This window comes from Haloarcula sp. JP-Z28 (genome assembly GCF_011440255.1).
In the GTDB taxonomy this organism is placed as follows: domain Archaea; phylum Halobacteriota; class Halobacteria; order Halobacteriales; family Haloarculaceae; genus Haloarcula; species Haloarcula marismortui.
Map to the genome: position 1 here is coordinate 1 of NZ_JAAOHT010000043.1, position 16,314 is coordinate 16,314.

20 protein-coding genes are annotated in these 16,314 nt (G+C 63.4%); 10 read left to right on the top strand and 10 right to left on the bottom strand.

Annotated elements, in window-relative coordinates; translation table 11 throughout:
• The first annotated feature begins 72 nt into the window (after nt 1-72).
• Together G9463_RS14905 and G9463_RS14910 are read left to right on the top strand one after the other, a co-directional pair.
• The gene (locus G9463_RS14905; protein ID WP_004960255.1) at nt 73-759 is read left to right on the top strand and encodes an ATPase domain-containing protein; all 687 of its coding nucleotides are present in this window, start codon (nt 73-75) and stop codon (nt 757-759) included.
• Nucleotides 756-1,166, top strand: a complete 411-nt coding sequence (locus tag G9463_RS14910; protein WP_165897140.1) for a hypothetical protein — start codon at nt 756-758, stop codon at nt 1,164-1,166. The genes G9463_RS14905 and G9463_RS14910 overlap by 4 nt, the downstream gene beginning before the upstream one ends.
• 113 nt (nt 1,167-1,279) lie before the next feature.
• On the opposite strand, the gene G9463_RS14915 is transcribed toward G9463_RS14910, so the two are convergent.
• The gene (locus G9463_RS14915) at nt 1,280-1,567 is read right to left on the bottom strand and encodes a hypothetical protein (RefSeq protein WP_004590034.1); all 288 of its coding nucleotides are present in this window, start codon (nt 1,565-1,567) and stop codon (nt 1,280-1,282) included.
• 146 nt (nt 1,568-1,713) lie between these two features.
• Here G9463_RS14915 and G9463_RS14920 point away from each other — a divergent pair, with 146 nt between their 5' ends.
• The 3 genes from G9463_RS14920 (at nt 1,714) to G9463_RS14930 (ending at nt 3,279) form a co-directional block, all read left to right on the top strand.
• On the top strand, nt 1,714-2,490 hold the full coding sequence (locus G9463_RS14920) for a PHP domain-containing protein (RefSeq protein WP_165897141.1): 777 nt from the start codon (nt 1,714-1,716) through the stop codon (nt 2,488-2,490).
• A gap of 54 nt (nt 2,491-2,544) precedes the next feature.
• On the top strand, nt 2,545-2,709 hold the full coding sequence (locus tag G9463_RS14925) for a DUF6757 family protein (protein ID WP_004516452.1): 165 nt from the start codon (nt 2,545-2,547) through the stop codon (nt 2,707-2,709).
• Nucleotides 2,710-2,811: 102 nt separating this feature from the next.
• On the top strand, nt 2,812-3,279 hold the full coding sequence (locus G9463_RS14930) for a cupin domain-containing protein (protein ID WP_129755879.1): 468 nt from the start codon (nt 2,812-2,814) through the stop codon (nt 3,277-3,279).
• 23 nt (nt 3,280-3,302) lie between these two features.
• On the opposite strand, the gene G9463_RS14935 is transcribed toward G9463_RS14930, so the two are convergent.
• The 7 genes from G9463_RS14935 to G9463_RS14965 all read right to left on the bottom strand — a co-directional run bounded on the left by G9463_RS14935 (nt 3,303) and on the right by G9463_RS14965 (nt 8,207).
• Nucleotides 3,303-4,019 (bottom strand): type 1 glutamine amidotransferase, encoded by a 717-nt coding sequence (locus G9463_RS14935; protein ID WP_004960239.1) that lies wholly within the window; start codon nt 4,017-4,019, stop codon nt 3,303-3,305.
• Nucleotides 4,020-4,191: 172 nt separating this feature from the next.
• Entirely contained in the window at nt 4,192-4,329 is a 138-nt protein-coding gene (locus G9463_RS14940; RefSeq protein ID WP_004516449.1) for a hypothetical protein, read from the bottom strand.
• 74 nt (nt 4,330-4,403) lie between these two features.
• Entirely contained in the window at nt 4,404-4,589 is a 186-nt protein-coding gene (locus G9463_RS14945) for a hypothetical protein (protein ID WP_165897142.1), read from the bottom strand.
• Nucleotides 4,590-4,595: 6 nt separating this feature from the next.
• Complete coding sequence (locus G9463_RS14950; protein WP_007187916.1) at nt 4,596-5,390, bottom strand: aldo/keto reductase; 795 nt, start codon at nt 5,388-5,390, stop codon at nt 4,596-4,598.
• 116 nt (nt 5,391-5,506) lie between these two features.
• Nucleotides 5,507-6,490: a Gfo/Idh/MocA family protein gene (locus tag G9463_RS14955; RefSeq protein WP_127013856.1), complete on the bottom strand. Its 984-nt coding sequence runs from the start codon at nt 6,488-6,490 to the stop codon at nt 5,507-5,509.
• A 30-nt stretch (nt 6,491-6,520) separates the two neighbouring features.
• Nucleotides 6,521-7,810, bottom strand: a complete 1,290-nt coding sequence (locus tag G9463_RS14960) for a hypothetical protein (RefSeq protein ID WP_165897143.1) — start codon at nt 7,808-7,810, stop codon at nt 6,521-6,523.
• Nucleotides 7,811-7,919: 109 nt separating this feature from the next.
• Nucleotides 7,920-8,207 (bottom strand): zinc-ribbon domain-containing protein, encoded by a 288-nt coding sequence (locus tag G9463_RS14965; protein WP_007187919.1) that lies wholly within the window; start codon nt 8,205-8,207, stop codon nt 7,920-7,922.
• A 48-nt stretch (nt 8,208-8,255) separates the two neighbouring features.
• On the opposite strand from G9463_RS14965, the gene G9463_RS14970 reads away from it, so the two are divergent.
• Nucleotides 8,256-8,831: a DUF6735 family protein gene (locus G9463_RS14970; RefSeq protein WP_240150046.1), complete on the top strand. Its 576-nt coding sequence runs from the start codon at nt 8,256-8,258 to the stop codon at nt 8,829-8,831.
• Between the two features lie 9 nt (nt 8,832-8,840).
• Nucleotides 8,841-9,560 (top strand): endonuclease NucS, encoded by a 720-nt coding sequence (gene nucS / locus G9463_RS14975; protein ID WP_004960217.1) that lies wholly within the window; start codon nt 8,841-8,843, stop codon nt 9,558-9,560.
• Between the two features lie 82 nt (nt 9,561-9,642).
• On the opposite strand, the gene G9463_RS24050 is transcribed toward nucS, so the two are convergent.
• The gene (locus G9463_RS24050) at nt 9,643-9,894 is read right to left on the bottom strand and encodes a HalOD1 output domain-containing protein (RefSeq protein ID WP_004960214.1); all 252 of its coding nucleotides are present in this window, start codon (nt 9,892-9,894) and stop codon (nt 9,643-9,645) included.
• Nucleotides 9,895-10,014: 120 nt separating this feature from the next.
• Here G9463_RS24050 and G9463_RS14985 point away from each other — a divergent pair, with 120 nt between their 5' ends.
• The gene (locus tag G9463_RS14985) at nt 10,015-10,710 is read left to right on the top strand and encodes a bacterio-opsin activator domain-containing protein (protein WP_165897144.1); all 696 of its coding nucleotides are present in this window, start codon (nt 10,015-10,017) and stop codon (nt 10,708-10,710) included.
• A gap of 31 nt (nt 10,711-10,741) precedes the next feature.
• Here G9463_RS14985 and mutS read toward each other — a convergent pair whose 3' ends face one another.
• The gene (gene mutS / locus G9463_RS14990; RefSeq protein ID WP_165897145.1) at nt 10,742-13,582 is read right to left on the bottom strand and encodes a DNA mismatch repair protein MutS; all 2,841 of its coding nucleotides are present in this window, start codon (nt 13,580-13,582) and stop codon (nt 10,742-10,744) included.
• Between the two features lie 104 nt (nt 13,583-13,686).
• On the opposite strand from mutS, the gene G9463_RS14995 reads away from it, so the two are divergent.
• Together G9463_RS14995 and thsB are read left to right on the top strand one after the other, a co-directional pair.
• Nucleotides 13,687-14,076: a hypothetical protein gene (locus G9463_RS14995; RefSeq protein ID WP_165897146.1), complete on the top strand. Its 390-nt coding sequence runs from the start codon at nt 13,687-13,689 to the stop codon at nt 14,074-14,076.
• A gap of 174 nt (nt 14,077-14,250) precedes the next feature.
• A complete protein-coding gene (thsB, locus tag G9463_RS15000; protein ID WP_165897147.1) occupies nt 14,251-15,951 on the top strand; it encodes a thermosome subunit beta in 1,701 nt (566 codons plus the stop codon).
• The last annotated feature ends 363 nt before the right edge of the window (nt 15,952-16,314 follow it).

Genomic DNA, 16,314 nt, shown 5'->3' on the forward strand with positions numbered 1-16,314 from the left:
GCAGCCGAATGAGTTATCACCGGTGAAAATAGAATGTGAAAGCATATGTCCAGACGGACTCAGATAGCTGATATGCGTCTCTCTAGTGGGGTCCCCGGCTTCGACGAACTCATTGAGGGGGGGTTACTCCCGAATCGTCTTTACGTGGTCAGCGGCCCGCCGGGCAGCGGGAAGACAACCTTCTGTTCACAGTTCATTACACAGGGCGTCAAGGAGGGCGAGACGTGCCTGTACGTGACGATGCACGAGACCAAGACGGAGCTGATGCAGGACATGGCCGGCTACGACTTCGGCTTCGACCGGGCCATGCAGTCTGATGCCATCCAGTTCCTCAACCTCGTCACCGAGAGCGGGAAGCGAACTATCACGCAGTTCGGCAACGAGGGCGGCCTGACGAATCGACTCGTCGCCTACATTAGACAGAACGACATCCAGCGGGTCGTCATCGACTCGACGATGCTGTTACAGCATTTCATGGCCGACGTTGAAGACGAGATTACGGGCTTTCTTTCTGCGCTGAAACAGACCGACGCGACGACACTGCTCATTTCCGAGATGACTGACCCGTCCTCCTACAGCGACGAGCACTACCTCGCCCACGGCGTCGTCTTCTTCCATAACTTCCTCGAAAACGGGAGCATGACTCGCGGCGTTCAGGTTATCAAGATGCGGGGCACCGCTATCGACTGTGACATCCGCGAAATCTCCTTTTCTGACGCCGGACTGCAGGTTCACACTGACCGGAAAGTGGAGACATGAGTCGTTACGAGCGTGAGTTTGGCACCGACTGGGACACTCTCGACAAAGACGAGGCTACCGACCGGGCCTACGCCATCGGCGTCGCCGAGCGCCTCGGGGAGTACAACCGCGAGGAACTCGAAGCCATCTACGCCGAGATGAACTCGGCGTATCACAAGAGCATGGTCGAACTCGCGTACGACGAAGGGCGCAACGAAGCGAAGGAAGCGGCGGAGACGACCAACGCCGACCGGGACGCCCTCTGGGCAGACCTCATCAACGGCGAGAAGACGTACATCGACGAAGGAGAGGTGTCGACTGGCGGCCGCGACGGCCTGCCGTCGGCGCTTGATTCCTCGGAGCTGCTGGACAGGCAGTCAGTCGACAGCACTGACGCTGTCGACAGGCCGGACTTTCTCGACAGGTAGGCGCTCCAGCATGTGCACTCACCGCCCGAACAGCGCTGCTGCTCGCCTATGTAAAAACGAAGGAGACGGAAAATCCGTCCAGAGCTGGGGTGACTGCAGGCCGCTTTTGACCGTTAGAAGGAGACTTCGTCCGGTCCGTCTTCGCCCATGCAGATCGGGTCGCGGTCGGAGTAGCCTTTCCGGCCGATGGCCTTGCTCGACACGCCCGAGAACGCCGCGAACTCGGCGTCTTCCGCGCTTTCGAAGGTTTCCGGGGCCGACCGGCTGAGTGCGTCGCCCAGCCGTTCGGTGCCGTTTGGCAGTTCGAGTTCCATATCGCCGTCGCCCTCGATGATTTCTTCGGCTGAAACCGGGTAGTCGTACGATTGGAAGGCGTCCGTTGCGTTGCTTAGCATTCGCATATCTATCGAAAGTTCATGGTTCCTAATAAACTTTCACTATAGATAATCATAATATCCCTTAATGCGTATAAGGAACCAACGTTTCGTGTGCCCACGACTCATGATTCGACCAGAAGCGGCTTCCTGCTGGGGATTGTGTGAACCGTATGGTCGTCGCTGATTTGCACGTACACACGACCCGCTCCGACGGGACGCTCTCCTTCGACGAGGTCCCGGCCGCTGCGAGACGAGCGGGCGTCGAGGTTGTCGCCATCACGGACCACGACCGACTCCAGCCTGCACTCGACGGCCCCGCCACCCAGCGGGACGGTGTGACGCTGCTCCACGGTATCGAACTCCGCGTCGAAACCGAGACCCAGCGACTGGACCTGCTGGGCTACGGCGTCGACCCGACCGACGAACTTCGGACCGAATGTGCGCGCATCCAGCGGAACCGCCGGGAGCGCGGCGCGCGCATCATCGAGTGCGTCGAAGACCGCCTGGGCGTCTCGCTGCCCGTCGAACCGCGCGACGGCCTTGGTCGGCCCCACATCGCCCGCGGAATCGCCGAGGTGTCGGACCACACCTTCCAGTCCGCGTTCGACGAACTCATCGGCGACGACTGTCCCTGTTACGTCCCACAGGAGGTCCCGTCCTTCGAGCGCGGCTGTGCCGTTCTCTCAGACGCGTGCGGGCTGGTCGGCCTCGCGCACCCGTTCAGATACCCTGAGACGGCGGCTGCACTGTCGAAGTGTGCGTCGCTCGATGCCGTCGAACGGTGGTACCCGTACGGCCGCGCTGTCGACGACAGCCTCGTCGACGATGCTATCGAGCGATACGACCTCGTCCCGACGGGCGGCAGTGACGCCCACGGCGAGACGCTGGGTGACACTGGTCTGGACTCGCCCGCGTGGGACCGAGTCGAAACGGCGCTCAACGTCTGACAACCGGCAGACGGAACCCGAGGGTTCAATGTCATCCGGGTCTACTATTCAGGTATGCAGTGTCACTACTGCGACCGTGAGGCCGACATCGCCGTCGAGAACGACGGTGTCAAGGTCGGTGTCTGCAAGACACACTTCCGTGAACAGATGGCGGAACTGGAAGACGCCGACTGGCTCGAAGACCTTGACGAGGAACTCGATATCGACCGACGCGAGTGACCGACACTCCGTCTCTCTGCTTTTGTTATGGCGTGTCCTCCGTGTCACCACTGTGGCTCGCCCTGACTAACCGTTAAGGACTGCCCGCCGTACATGGCAACTATGGAGAAAGTCAGCCTTGACGCCGTCGAATCGCGAATGGGGCCGGCGTCGGTCAAGCGGGCGCTCGCCGGTCCACTCGGCACCGACAATATCGCGTTGAATCACTACGAACTGGCACCGGGCGAGTCCTTCGGCTTCGGGTATCACCGCCATCCGGACCAGGAGGAAGTGTTTCTCGTTCAGTCGGGCACAGCGACGTTCGAGACAGAGGACGGCGACGTACGCGTCGGAGCGGGCGAGGCCATCCGCTTCGCTCCCGGCGAGTGGCAACGCGGGCACAACGAGGGCGACGAGCGCGTCGTTGCGCTTGCGCTCGGCGCGCCACAGGAGATGGGCGACACGGACATGCTTCGGCACTGCGAGGAGTGTGGCGGTCGCACGCACAACTACGTCGAGATGACGGCCAACCGGGACGCGCTCGTAACACGGTGTGCGGAATGTGACACCGAGACCGGTCGGTTCACCTGACCGGCAACAACTCCTTCGGCGGGTTAGTCGTCAGCAGCGGTGGTCGCACCGGTCACGCCACCCGCGTGACGCGCGGCGAACTCGGTGAAGTTGTCGAACAGCCGCTTGGCCTCGCAGGCGGCGCGGTAGTTCTCCTCTGTGACGCCGTCAAGCACCGCGTCAATGCGCTCGTCGGCGAGCTGCTCATCCTTGCCTTTCGTCACCGTTTTGGCTGTTTCGGGGTCGTACTCGGGATGGAACTGCACCGAGAAGACGTTCTCTTTCCGGAACCCGTGGATGCCGTAGTCGTTCTCGGCGAACGTGGTCGCGCCCGGCGGCACCTCGGCGACGCGGTCCGAGTGCGTCGTGAAGACGGTAAAGGACTCGTCGACGCCAGCAAGCAGTTCGTTCTCGCCGTCGTGCTCGACCGTCCGGTAGCCGATCTCGTACTCGTCCATCGGTTCGACGGTGCCGCCGAGTGCGTGTGCGAGCAACTGGTGGCCGAAACAGACGCCCAGGAACGCGATATCACGGTCGATTGCCGCATCCACCCAGGATTCGAGGTCCCGAATCCAGGGCTCGTCCCAGTAGACGGACGCGCGGCTGCCGGTGACCAGACAGCCGTCGAACGCGAAGGTGTCGGGCAGTTCGCGCTCGGTCACGTCGTATTCCACGAGGTCGGCGTCGAGTTCCCGCCGGAAGTTCCGACGATTGTCGTCGCCGTCGTGGGCCGCGTTCAGCAGGGCGATTCGTGGCCTCATTACGAGTACGCAGCGGCTCAAATCGTAAAAACATGCGTACCGACGGCAGTGATTGCCGCTCACAGTGACGGGGACGCCGGCGTCGAAGTGCACGCTGGTACAGCGACTCTTGGGAACGATTGAACTCTCAAAACTGTCTCGCTACGGGCCGCTGACGACTGTGATATGTGCGTTACGTCTGGTCCGCTTCCGGGTTGTTCGTCCGCCGATAGGAGCCCACCATCTTCCACAGCGTGTCGTTGAAGTCGTCGTTGTTGGCTTCGCTCTCGATCTGCCGGTACAGGTTTTCCGAGACTTCGATACGGGGCATCAGGTGTGTATAGAGAGCGGGAGTAAATAAATCTCCGCTGACACGGAATCGAGTAAAAGCTTCAACGAGCCCCTCTAGGGGCCGTATAACCATTTGGCACCGAAAGAGATGAACCAGGCCATCCAGATGCAGAAGACGACCAGCCACGTCCCGTACTGGACTGTCGGGTCCGGGACCAGAACGTACGCCACGACAAGTAAAACGGCGATGCTTGCCGCGGCTATGGCGTCCCAGCGGTCCAGTGCGGGCGGTTCGACCATCGGGGACTACTGTGAGATACCGTAGGTATCGTTGTCCCAGTCGTTGATGCCGGTGTCGTAGACCGCCTGTTCGCGCTCGATGGCGTCGATGCGCTCGCGGTCGGTGGCGTCGAGTTCCCAGTCGAACAGGTCGAAATTCTGGCGGACGTGTTCGGGCGAGGAAGACTTCGGTAGCACGACCACGTTGTTCTCAACCGCCCACTTCAGGACGATCTGAGCTGGCGACCTGTCGTATTTCTCGCTCAGGTCCTGAATAATATCGTCAGCGAACACCTTCGTCCGACCCAGCGGCGCGGCCGCCTCGACGACAGTGTCGGTGTCGCGGCAGAACTCGACGACCTGGTCCTGTGTGTTCCAGGGATGGTACTCGATCTGGTTGACAGCGATTGGCACGTCGGCGACGTGCTGGGCGGCCCCGAGCTGGTACGCGCTGAAGTTCGAGACGCCGACGTTGCGGATCTTCCCCTGATCGTGGAGCGTCGCCATGGCGTTCATCGTCTCACGGATGGAGGTCGCGGGGTTGGGCCAGTGGACGAGATACAGATCGAGGTAGTCGGTCCCGAGGCGGTCGAGCGACGCCTCGCAGGCCTCGATGACGGATTCGTAGTCGAGGTGTTTCGGCAGCACCTTCGAGGTGAGGAACACGTCCTCGCGGTCGTAGTCGGCCAGGGCCTCGCCGATTTCGCTCTCGTTCTTGTAGCCCTCGGCGGTGTCGACGTGGGCGTAGCCTACATTGAGCCCGGCCCGAACGGACTCCTGTACGGTGTCGCCGTCGATGTCCCACGTCCCGACGCCGACCATCGGCAGTTCGTCGCCACTCGGGAGTGTCGCTGTTGGGGGTGTCACATCCGTGTCTCACTCGCCGCAGTCAAAACCGTTTCGCGCACATCGCGGTATGGCACACACCCGTTCGTCGCTCACTCGGGACCGGCGACGTCGACCGGTTCGCCGGTGTCCGCGCTGCGGGCCAGCGCGTCCATGACGCGCATGTTCCCCAGTGTCTCAGCTTGGTCGATGGGTGGCGTTTCGCCGTTCTCGATGGCGTCCGCGAACGCCTCGACCTGCAACTGGTAGTGGTCGACCGGGTCGAACGTTTCGGTGACTTCGCGGCCGTCGACACTGTACGTCAGCGAGACGGACTGGTCGTGGTCCGGGCCGAAGCAGTCCTTCGCTTCGAGCCAGCCGTCATCTGCCTCGACCCGGTAGGACTCCCGTCTCGGCCCGTCGAACCCACAGGAAATCGAGGCGACCCGTCCGTCGTCGTACGAGAGGACGCCGCTGAGGTTCGTGTCAACGCCACTGTCCCGTGAGTCCCGACTGTGCGCGAACGCCCGGTCCGGCTCGCCGAGAAAGCCCCGGGCCGCACTGACGGCGTAACAGCCCACGTCCATCAGGCTCCCACCGGCCAGCTTCGGGTCCAGACGGATGTCCTCGGGGTCTGAGAGCGCGAACTTGAACGACGCATCGACAGTGTGCACCTCGCCCAGTTCGTTTTCGACGATGTCTCTGGCCCGCTGGGTCCGCGGGTGGAACTGATACATGAACGCCTCCATCAGCGTGACGCCCTGTTTGGCACAGTAGTCGAAGAGGTCCACTGCCCCGGCCGTGTCGACGGTCAGTGGCTTCTCACAGAGCACATCGAGCCCGTGGTCGGCGGCCCGCTGGCTCCACTCGGCATGGAGCGCGTTCGGAAGCGGGTTGTAAACCGCGTCGATGTCCGCCTCGGCGAACATCGTTTCGTAGTCGCCGAAGGCACTGTCGATACCCAGCGTTTCGGCCACCTCGCTGGCACGGTCTCGGCTTCTGGAGCTGATTGCCGCGACCGTGTGGTCCGACTTCTGGATACCCGGAATCACGTCCTCGCGTGCGATTTTTGCCGTTGAAATAACCCCAAAGCGCATACCGATACCCGACGCCCCGTTGATAAACAATTACCGACCTTTCGACTCCGACTCGACACTGACACCCTGTTCGGACGCGGCGGCCAGTTCGTCCGCTGGCGGCTCGCGTCTGTCGGGCACGAGTTCGGTGGCTACCTCGCGTGCACGCTCGAGATGGGCCGTTACACTGCCACACGCGGCCCCGGGCGTTTCTCGTTTTGATTCCTCGCTGCCTTCACGTCGCTTCTGTCGCCCCGCCTCACGGTGTGTATCGACCAGTTCGACGGCGATGTCTGCGAGCGCTTGCCGGAGCGACGCCCGGTCGCCATCGAAGCGGCGGTCACGGCCCCAGTCCAGTTCGTACGCCGTCCGGTAGCGGTCGAGGGCGTCTTCCCAGTGTGTAGCCCGCGCTGCCGGGTCTGTCGTGGCTCTGGCCGCGCTCGCAGCCACCTGTGCCGCGTCGACTGGGGCTGACAGGAGTTCGGCGTATTCCGCTTCGATTGCGCTTCGAGCGTCCGCAATAGTTTCTGTGGGTGGCTCCGGTGCCGTTACCGCTAGCGCTCGTTCGTACTCGGTCTTTGCCTGTGCGTACGCGTCCGCAGCCCGTTCGTACGCCCGGTTCTCCCATGCACGTCGGGCCGTGTCGCGGTGCTGTTCGGCCGCGCTGACGTGGCGTCGGCGCTGGCAGGTGTCTATCTGTGCTTGCGTTGACTGGCAGCGTTCGTCGATACTCGCTGTCGCTTCCAGCGCTTCGACTCGCCCTCGCCCGTTGTCGAGCGCTTCCTGTGCGGCCGTGATATGCGTCGCTGCTGTCTCGAGGTCTGTCGCCTCCAGTGCCGTCACAGCAGCCTCGACCTGCGACTCGGCCCGGTCAAGCTCGGTTAGCGTGCGCGTCCAGACCTGTGTGGCTTCGTCGACGAACTCCCGAACTGGCGTCAGGTCGCCCTTGCATTCGAACGCCCAGCAGTCTTCGTCGACGGTAACGATTTCGAGTGTCGACGTGCGGAGCCCCGACGTACAGCGCACGGCCACGATGTCTTCGTAGGGGAGCGAGATTGTCCGGTCACCGTCGTCGTCGCCAACGACGAACATGACGCGGCCGTTCGTTGCGAGCAGATACGCGCGGTAGTCGCCAGCCGGCGTGAGCCCCTCGTTGTTCCCCTGGGCAGCGACGACGCCGGACTGACTGTTATACGCAAGATATCGCGGCGTCTCCGTCTCCCGAAAGTGCTGCCGTAGCGGCTGCTGAAGCCGGCGCGTGCGTCCGAACAGCCCGTCGGTGTTCACTCGGTCGAATATTTCCGGTCGACCCGAGGAGCGTATATCGGTAACAGTTTCCACAGTCCACCCCGTTCGTGACAGTATATTCAAATATTTCGTCGGAGAAATAAATCCTTTGGCCGACAACAGCGCTCAAGCCGGCTGGTTCGACCCCAGCCTTGCGACGGTGTCAGTACGGCTGGCTTCGGTCCGTCGGCTGACGCTGCGGGCTCCCGCTCGTCAGGTCGGCGGTGCACTGCCGGCAGAACTGGTAGTCCTGCTCGTTCCTCGCCCCGCAGTGGGGACAGTCGATGGATGTAGTGCTGTCGTCGGTGGCGCTGCCACGGCGCGGTTCAGTATCGCCCTGACCGGTCGCACCGGCTGGGTCACCCCGGTGCCGGTACGCGTACAGCATAGTCAGGACGTGGAGCCCCACGAGAAGCGCGATTGCGCCGTAGAGCCACTCGCTCACCATCATATGTAACGATACGTGAACGTACTACTTGAGGGTTGTGCCGAGTTACCAATGGACGGCAATTTCGGCGAGTTCGGAATCATCCCCTGTGACTACCTGGCGAGCAGACGGGTGCGCTGTGGGCTAGCGTTCAAATACGACCACGCAGCCACGGGAACTCATGCCCGTTCACACGCTCGGTGGTCCCTGATGGGCCGTCGGACACTCGTGGCTGTCGCCCGTCCCGACGGCCGCTACGACTGCCGGCTCGCACACTGGGGCGTTGACGCTGACCCCATTGCACAGTCTCGACCGCTCGGGAACGACTGGACGCCCGCTGCCGTCCTCGCTGCCATCGATGCTACCCACGAGCAGCTAGTCGTGCTTGACGGGTCGGTCCGGACCTACGCTGTCTGCTGGCTCGACCCGACGCTATCGGCCATCGACGATATCGCCCTCGCTCGCACTGCCGACCCTGAGTCGTTCCGGCAGTGGTGGGTCGACCGGAAGGACGCGGCCTGTCGCGCCCTCGACAGTGAAGGCTGTGACCCGGCGGCCGTCCGGCGTGCCCTGCTCGCGTCGCTCCGAAACCGGGCTTCGTCCGTCCACTGCCCCGACGACGCGTCCTTTTTACGCGGGGACCGCTAACCGCCATCCGTGACTGCCGTCGAGACGCTGACGTACCCCGACCCCGCTGACGCGCTGGACCTCGCGTCGCGCAACGCCGACCGCGGCGCGCTGGTGACGCTCGTCGGTACCTGTACGGTCGAATACGAGGGACGAGCAGCCAGTTCACTGGGTCCCGGCGACCGCCACGTGATGCTCAAGCCCGATGGGGCTGCGCTGGTCCACACCGACGAGGGCCAGCAGCCGGTGAACTGGCAGCCGCCGGGGTGTGAGCACAGCATCAGCGTCGACGACGACTCGCTGGTCGTCCGCTCCACGCGGTCGACCCCCGAGGAGTTGCTCGAAGTGACTTTTGAGACAGTCGCCCACGCCGCCGCCTTCGACGTGACCGACTCGAAAGACCTCGCGCTCACCGGGACCGAGGCCGACCTGAAAGACCGTATCCTCGACGAGCCGGGGCTGGTCGAGGCGGGCTTTACGCCGCTTGCGACCGAACGCGAGACACCTGCTGGCGCGGTCGACATCTACGGCGAGGACGCCGACGGTCGGACGACGATACTCGAACTCAAGCGCCGGCGCGTGGGGCCCGACGCAGTCGGCCAGCTGGGGCGGTACGTCGATGCGTTAGAACGCGACTTGCACGCCGACACTGAAGTCCGGGGTATCCTCGTCGCTCCGTCGGTGACCGACCGGGCGCGTCAGTTACTCGCGGAAAAGGGATTAGAGTTCGTCTCGCTGGAGCCGCCGTAACCGATCTTTTTCCCTTTCGCACGGAGCTGTCAGTCGTGTCCCGTACTGATTGCCGCAGTCGCCACATAGCCAGATGACGAAGCTACTCGTCTACAGTGACCGTTCCATCGGTGTCGACGACCACACGATAGCCGCTGTAATCGAACGCCACGTGCCCGCTGGTGTTCGAATCGGCGATGCACGCCGTCAGTGCATCCGGATTGATACTGTCGGCCAGTGGCGGGAGCGTCTCGACCGGCTGTCTCTCCGCGGTTGCCACGGCACGAACGACTGCCGTGACGATGGACTGGTCGGTGCCGTGGACTTCTATAACAGTTGGTGATCTTCCAGACACGGTTCTCTGACCTCATGCTGAACTTGTTCTGCAGGTGTAAAGTTCAGTGTGGCTAGTATAGTAAACGCCGAACCACAATACATAACAATATTCATCATGAGATGTCAACTACACCTGTGTATGTCCCGACAGCTTGGCGACAGCCGGGCGGTAACCCGTGTGGAGTTTGCCCTCTCTGATGGGTCGTATCCCTTTGTGTCGGTGTCTGAAGCCGAATCGTGTGCAGTAATTCTTGAAAAATGCCTCCCGCAGACGGACGACATGTACGCGGAGTTTTTTTCAGTCGAGGGTGCTCGCCCCAGCCAACTTGTCGAGCGCATCGAGGACACCAACGACGGTGAGGCGCGGGTGCTTGAGCGCACCGGCGACGGTGGGCTCGTCGAAATCGACGTACGAGATAACTGTCCCGTTGTCTCGCTTGCGGATATCGGGGCGGTACCACGGACTGTCCGGAGTGTCGATGGCCAGGGGACTATCGTAGCTGATGTCCCGGGTCAAATCGAGACGGGGTCGGTTATCGATTCGTTCCTGACGGCCCATCCGGAGGCCGAACTCGCGGCGAAGAAACCGCGTGAGTCTATCGTTCCGCTGTTCGGGTTCCAGAACTACGCGTCCCACTCCGAATCACTGACCGACCGCCAGCAGGAAGTTCTTGCGACGGCCCACGAAGCGGGGTATTACAGCTGGCCCCGTGAGGCGACGGCCGCGGACCTGGCTGACCTCCTCGATATCTCGGAGCCCACGCTCCACAAGCACCTGCGGGCTGCCGAACAGAAACTCGTCGCGACCATGTTCGCCTGCCCGCACGACGAATAACGCTGCTGACAGCGACAGTTGACCGCTGCTGTTATTCGATCCGGTCCTGCAAGTCCGCGAGCGCGTTCATCGCCTCTATCGGCGTCATCGTCGCGACATCGAGCGACGCTAACTGCTGTGCCACTGACTCCGGCAATTCATCCTCGGCGGCTCCATTCGTCTGAAATACCTCCTGCGTGTGGTCATCTGATGTCGCCTCACCGGCCGGGGCCGACGCTGCTCCGTTCTCCGTCGGACCTGTCGTCTCCGTGGCGGTGGAATCCGTCTCGGAGTCAGCTCTTGTCCCCGGTCTAGGTTCGCTCGCCACCTCCGCCTCTCTCGTCGCTTCGACGCCCGTATCGGCCGTCTCGGCATCCGCCAGAAGGTCCCGCGACCGCTCGACAACGGAGTCGGGGACGCCGGCCATGCTCGCCACCTCGACACCGTAGGAGGCCGCCGCGGGACCGGGCGCGAGTTCGTGGTCGAAGCGAACGTCGCCGTCCTCGCGGCTGGTCTCGAAGTGGCGGTTGGTTGCGCCGGACAGCGCCGCGGCGACGGCGGTCAGGTCGTGATGATGGGTCGCAAACAGCGTGTACGCGCCGACCTCGTCGTGGAGATACTCGGTCACGGCGCGGGCGATAGCAAGCCCGTCGGCCGTCGACGTGCCGCGGCCGACCTCGTCCAGCAGGACCAGCGAGTTTTCGGTCGCCGCGTCCAGAATCGTCGCCAGTTCGGTCATCTCGATCATGAACGTCGAGCGGCCGCCGGCGATGTCGTCGCTGGCCCCAACGCGGGTGAACACGCGGTCGAGAATCGGGAGGTCGGCCGCTTTCGCAGGGACGAAACTGCCCGACTGTGCGAGCAGGCAAATCAATGCGACCTGCCGCATATACGTCGACTTCCCGCTCATGTTCGGCCCCGTGACGACGGCGAGGAAGGGCTGTATATCGTCCGCGGTGACACCGTCGTCGCTTCCGTCTCTGCTCGCTGGGACTGGCCCGCTCCCCAGATGCGTATCGTTAGGGATGAAGGCATCCTCGGTCCGCTCGACGACCGGATGGCGGCCGGCGGTGACGTCAATGCCGTCGCTGCCGACGGTGGGCCGGCAGTAGTCGTACTGCGCCGCAACCTCGGCGAACGAAACCAGCACGTCCAGTCGGGCGAGGCGGTCGGCAAGCGCCTGCACGCGCTCGGCCTCGTCGGCCACCTCGTCCCGGACTGCACAGAACAGGTCGTACTCCAGGTCGTCGGCCGCGCTCTCGGCCCGTAGAATCTCGTCCTCGCGCTCTTTGAGCGCTGGCGTGTAGTAGCGCTCGCTGTTTTTCAGCGTCTGGCGTCGCTGGTAGTCCTCGGGGACAGCATCGAGGTTGGCGTTTGTCACCTCGATGTAGTAGCCGTGGACGGAGGTATGCCCGACCTTCAGCGAGTCAATGCCGGTGCGCTCGCGCTCGCTCGCTTCCAGTTCGTCGATCCATTCCTTGCCGGACTGCTCGGTCGAGCGCAGTCGGTCCAGTTCCTCGTCGTAGCCTTCGCGAATGACGCCGCCCTCGGTCACCTGCTGTGGCGGGTCCGGGCGAATCGCCGCCTCAATTTCCTCGCGGGTCTCGGCCAGCGGGTCCAGCGTCGCGTGCAGGTCCGCGAGCAGGCGGGCATCGGCGTCGGCGAGGTGGTCACGGATATCCGGCACGACCGACAGCGTGGCGGCCAGCGACCGGAGGTCACGGGCGTTTGCCCGGCCCCGAGAGACTCGCGAGATGAGGCGTTCGAGGTCGTACACCTCCGCGAGCAGACCAGAAAGCGCCTCTCTGGTCGCGGGGTCGCGCTGGAGTTCCGCGACCGCGCCGTGGCGGGCCTCAATGCGGTCAACGTCGAGTAGTGGCCGGCGGAGCCAGTCGGTCAGCTTCCGCCGCCCCAGCGCACACGCCGTTTCATCGACTGTATCGACCAGCGTGCGGTTCTCGTGGCCCCGGACTGAGCGCCGCTTGAACAGTTCGAGGCTCTCGACAGCCACGGCGTCAAGTAGCATATACTCTCGTGGGTCGTACCGCGTGAGGTGATTGAGGTAGTCGAGCGTGCCGGCGGGGTCCACATCCGGGTCGACCGGTTCGCCGTCGGGGCCGACTGCCCCGCTGCTGCCCCGAGTGTACTCTGCGTAGGCCAGCAGGCCGCCACAGGCCCGGATTTCCGCGTCGCCGGCGAGCAGGCGCTCCGGTGGGCCGAAGTACTGCCCCACGCGGTCCTCGGCGCGGTCCTGGGCGAAGGCGTCCGCGTCGTAGCGCGTCACCAGACAGGCCGGCCCGAAGACGGCGTCCCGGTCCACGTCGACGTCCGGCCCGACGATGGCTTCGGCGGGGCCGAACCGGCTGAGTTCGTCGGCGACGGCGCTTTCCGAGCCGACACTGGTCGCGTAGCAGTCGCCGGTCGAGATATCCAGTAGCGCCAGCCCGTATCGCTCGCCCGCGGTCAGAGCCGCGACGTAGTTGTTGTCTGCCCCGCCCAGCAGTTCGCTCTCAGTGAGCGTGCCGGGGGTGACGATTCGCGTCACCGCGCGTTCGACCACGCCGCTGACCTCGTCGGGGTCCTCGACCTGGTCGGCGATGGCGACCCGATAGCCCGCGTCCAGCAGCGTCTCGACGTAGGATTCGGCGTTGTCAATTGGGATGCCGGCCATCGGGTACTCACCGGTCGAATCCTCGCGCTGAGTCAGCGTGATCTCACACAGCCGGGCGACCCGTTTCGCGGCCGCACAGAAGGCCTCGTAGAAGTCCCCGACCTGAAAGAGGACCAAGGCGTCGTCGTACTGCCGGCACAGCTCGTAGTACTGTGCCATCATCGGCGTCAGGTCCTCCTCGAGCTCGGCCATCTGCTCGGGCGGGCCAAGCGCAGCGTCCATATCGATGGGCAACAGCCGACACCTGATAGGCGCTCCGCTCTCTCCCGCCATGTGTGGTGTCGACCGGCCACTGATTTTTATGCCACCGGAGAGACGTAGCCTGTATGTCACGTCGCGCCAACTACGCGCTCTGTGAGTTCCAGCAGCACCTCGGTCCGGCGGCGGACTCGCTCGACGTTCCCTGGGCTGAATACACCGGGAATTCGACTGATCCGGTTTCCTTCAACATCCCCGCCTCATCGTCGGCGGACCCGTACGTCGAGATGCAGGTGTTCGACGTCGAGGATTTCAACCACGAAATCGTGGTCAACGGCGAACCGCTGTCAGGGTTCGATATCGCGCCCGGCGAGGGGTGGCAGCTCTGGATGGATACGATTGCGCCCGAGCGACTCCACCTCGGCGAGAACACGATTCAGTTCCGGCGGAACACCGACTCGAAGGACGCTTTCGTCGTCGGGTCGGTTACGGTCCACTGGACTGAGCCCGTCGAATGAATATATAAACAGATCGACGCTGTTCTGGTGAGGCGTGCCAACAGCTACCACTATTAACGGCCAGTACCCCTTCTGTCGGGTGATTTCACCTGTTCTGGCCTGGGCAACCGGTGACCGGCGAGCGCCCTATAACCCCTACTTTTATATAGAACCACATGCAATCTTCGCTTGATTATGAGCCAACGCCAGATGCAGGGCCAGCCGATGATCATCCTGGGAGAGGACTCCCAGCGGATGAAGGACAAGTCTGCACAGGAACACAACATCTCGGCCGCTCGCGCGGTCGCCGAGTCAGTACGCTCGACGCTCGGCCCGAAGGGGATGGACAAGATGCTCGTCTCCTCGATGGGTGACGTCACCGTCACGAACGACGGCGTCACCATCCTCTCGGAGATGGACATCGACAACCCGACAGCCTCGATGATTGTCGAGGTTGCCGAGACACAGGAAGACGAGGCTGGTGACGGCACCACCTCCGCCGTCGCCATCGCAGGCGAACTCCTCAAGAACGCCGAGGACCTCCTCGAACAGGACATTCACCCGACGGCGATCATCAAAGGGTTCAACATGGCCGCCACGCAGGCCAAGGACGAACTCGACGACATCGCTACGGAAGTCGACCCCGACGACGAGGAACTGCTGAAGAAGGTCGCCGAAACCTCGATGACGGGCAAGGGCGCGGAGCTCAACAAGGAGCTACTCGCCCAGATCATCGTCGACGCGGTCAACGCCGTGACCGTCGAGGCCGAGGACGGCTCCGTCATTGCCGACCTTGAGTACCTCAACATCGAGACCCAGACCGGCAGCTCCGCCGGCAACTCCGAGCTCCTCGAAGGCGCAGTCATCGACAAGGACCCGGTCCACGAAGAGATGGCAACCGAGGCAGAGGACGCCGACGTCCTCCTCGTCGACACGGCCATCGAACTCGACGAGACCGAAGTCGACGCGCAGCTCTCTGTCGACGACCCGAGCCAGCTCCAGAACTTCCTCGACAAGGAAGAAGAGCAGCTCAAGCAGATGGTCGACCAGATCGCCGACACCGGCGCTGATGTCGTCTTCTGCCAGAAGGGCATCGACGACATGGCCCAGCACTACCTCGCCGAGAAGGGTATTCTGGCCGTCCGCCGCGCCAAGAAGTCCGACATCGAGTTCCTCAAAGAGGTTCTGGGTGCCCGCATCGTCTCCGATCTCGACTCCGCGAGCGCGGAAGACCTGGGTCACGGCTCTGTCACCCGCGACGACGCCGAAGGCCTGTTCTACGTCGAGGGCAGCGGCGACGGAGCCCACGGCGTCACGCTCCTGCTCCGTGGTTCGACCGACCACGTCGTCGACGAACTTGAACGCGGCGTCACGGACGCGCTCGATGTCGTCGCGTCCACGGTTGCCAACGGCAGCGTCCTCGGTGGCGGCGGCGCACCTGAAGTCGAAGTCGCCCGCCGGCTCCGCGACTACGCCGACAGCGTCGAAGGCCGCGAACAGCTCGCTATCGAGTCCTTCGCCGACGCGCTGGAGATCATCCCGCGTACCCTCGCCGAGAACGCTGGTCTCGACAGCATCGACACGCTCGTTGACCTGCGCGCCGCCCACGAGGACGGCGATGTCAGCGCCGGCCTGAACGTCTTCTCCGGTGACGTCGAGAACACGCTCGACACCGGCGTCGTTGAGCCAGCCCACGCCAAGCGACAGGCGATTTCCTCGGCTGCAGAGGCCGCGAACCTGGTCCTCAAGATCGACGACATCATCGCTGCCGGCGAGCTTTCGACCTCCGGCGGCGACGAAGGCGGCCCCGGCGGCCCCGGTGGCGCCCCTGGCGGCATGGGCGGCATGGGTGGCGGCATGGGCGGCATGGGTGGCGGCATGGGCGGCATGATGTAGGAGACGAGCGGAGCGAAGTCTCCGAACGAGCGAACGGACGAAGTCCGTGAGCAAAGCGAAGGGCAGAACGAAGTGAGGGCCCTCAAATAATGAGTGGCGAAAGCCGCGAACCGCGAGGTTCTGAGCAACGCGAAGAACCTCGTATACGCGAGCGGGAACGCAGTAACCCGCGAGCACTGTAGCTGACCGGAAGAAGACTTTTCGAACGAACGCCGAAGCAGCCCCGCTGAGTGTGCTTTGACCGCTAACAGACTGCCCTGCGGACGATATTTTTGACCGACTACAGTCCAATTCCACACAGCTACGGATAGGTCGTGACACCGCCGATATCGAGACGTGAAACCGGAGAAACAGTTAGGTGCG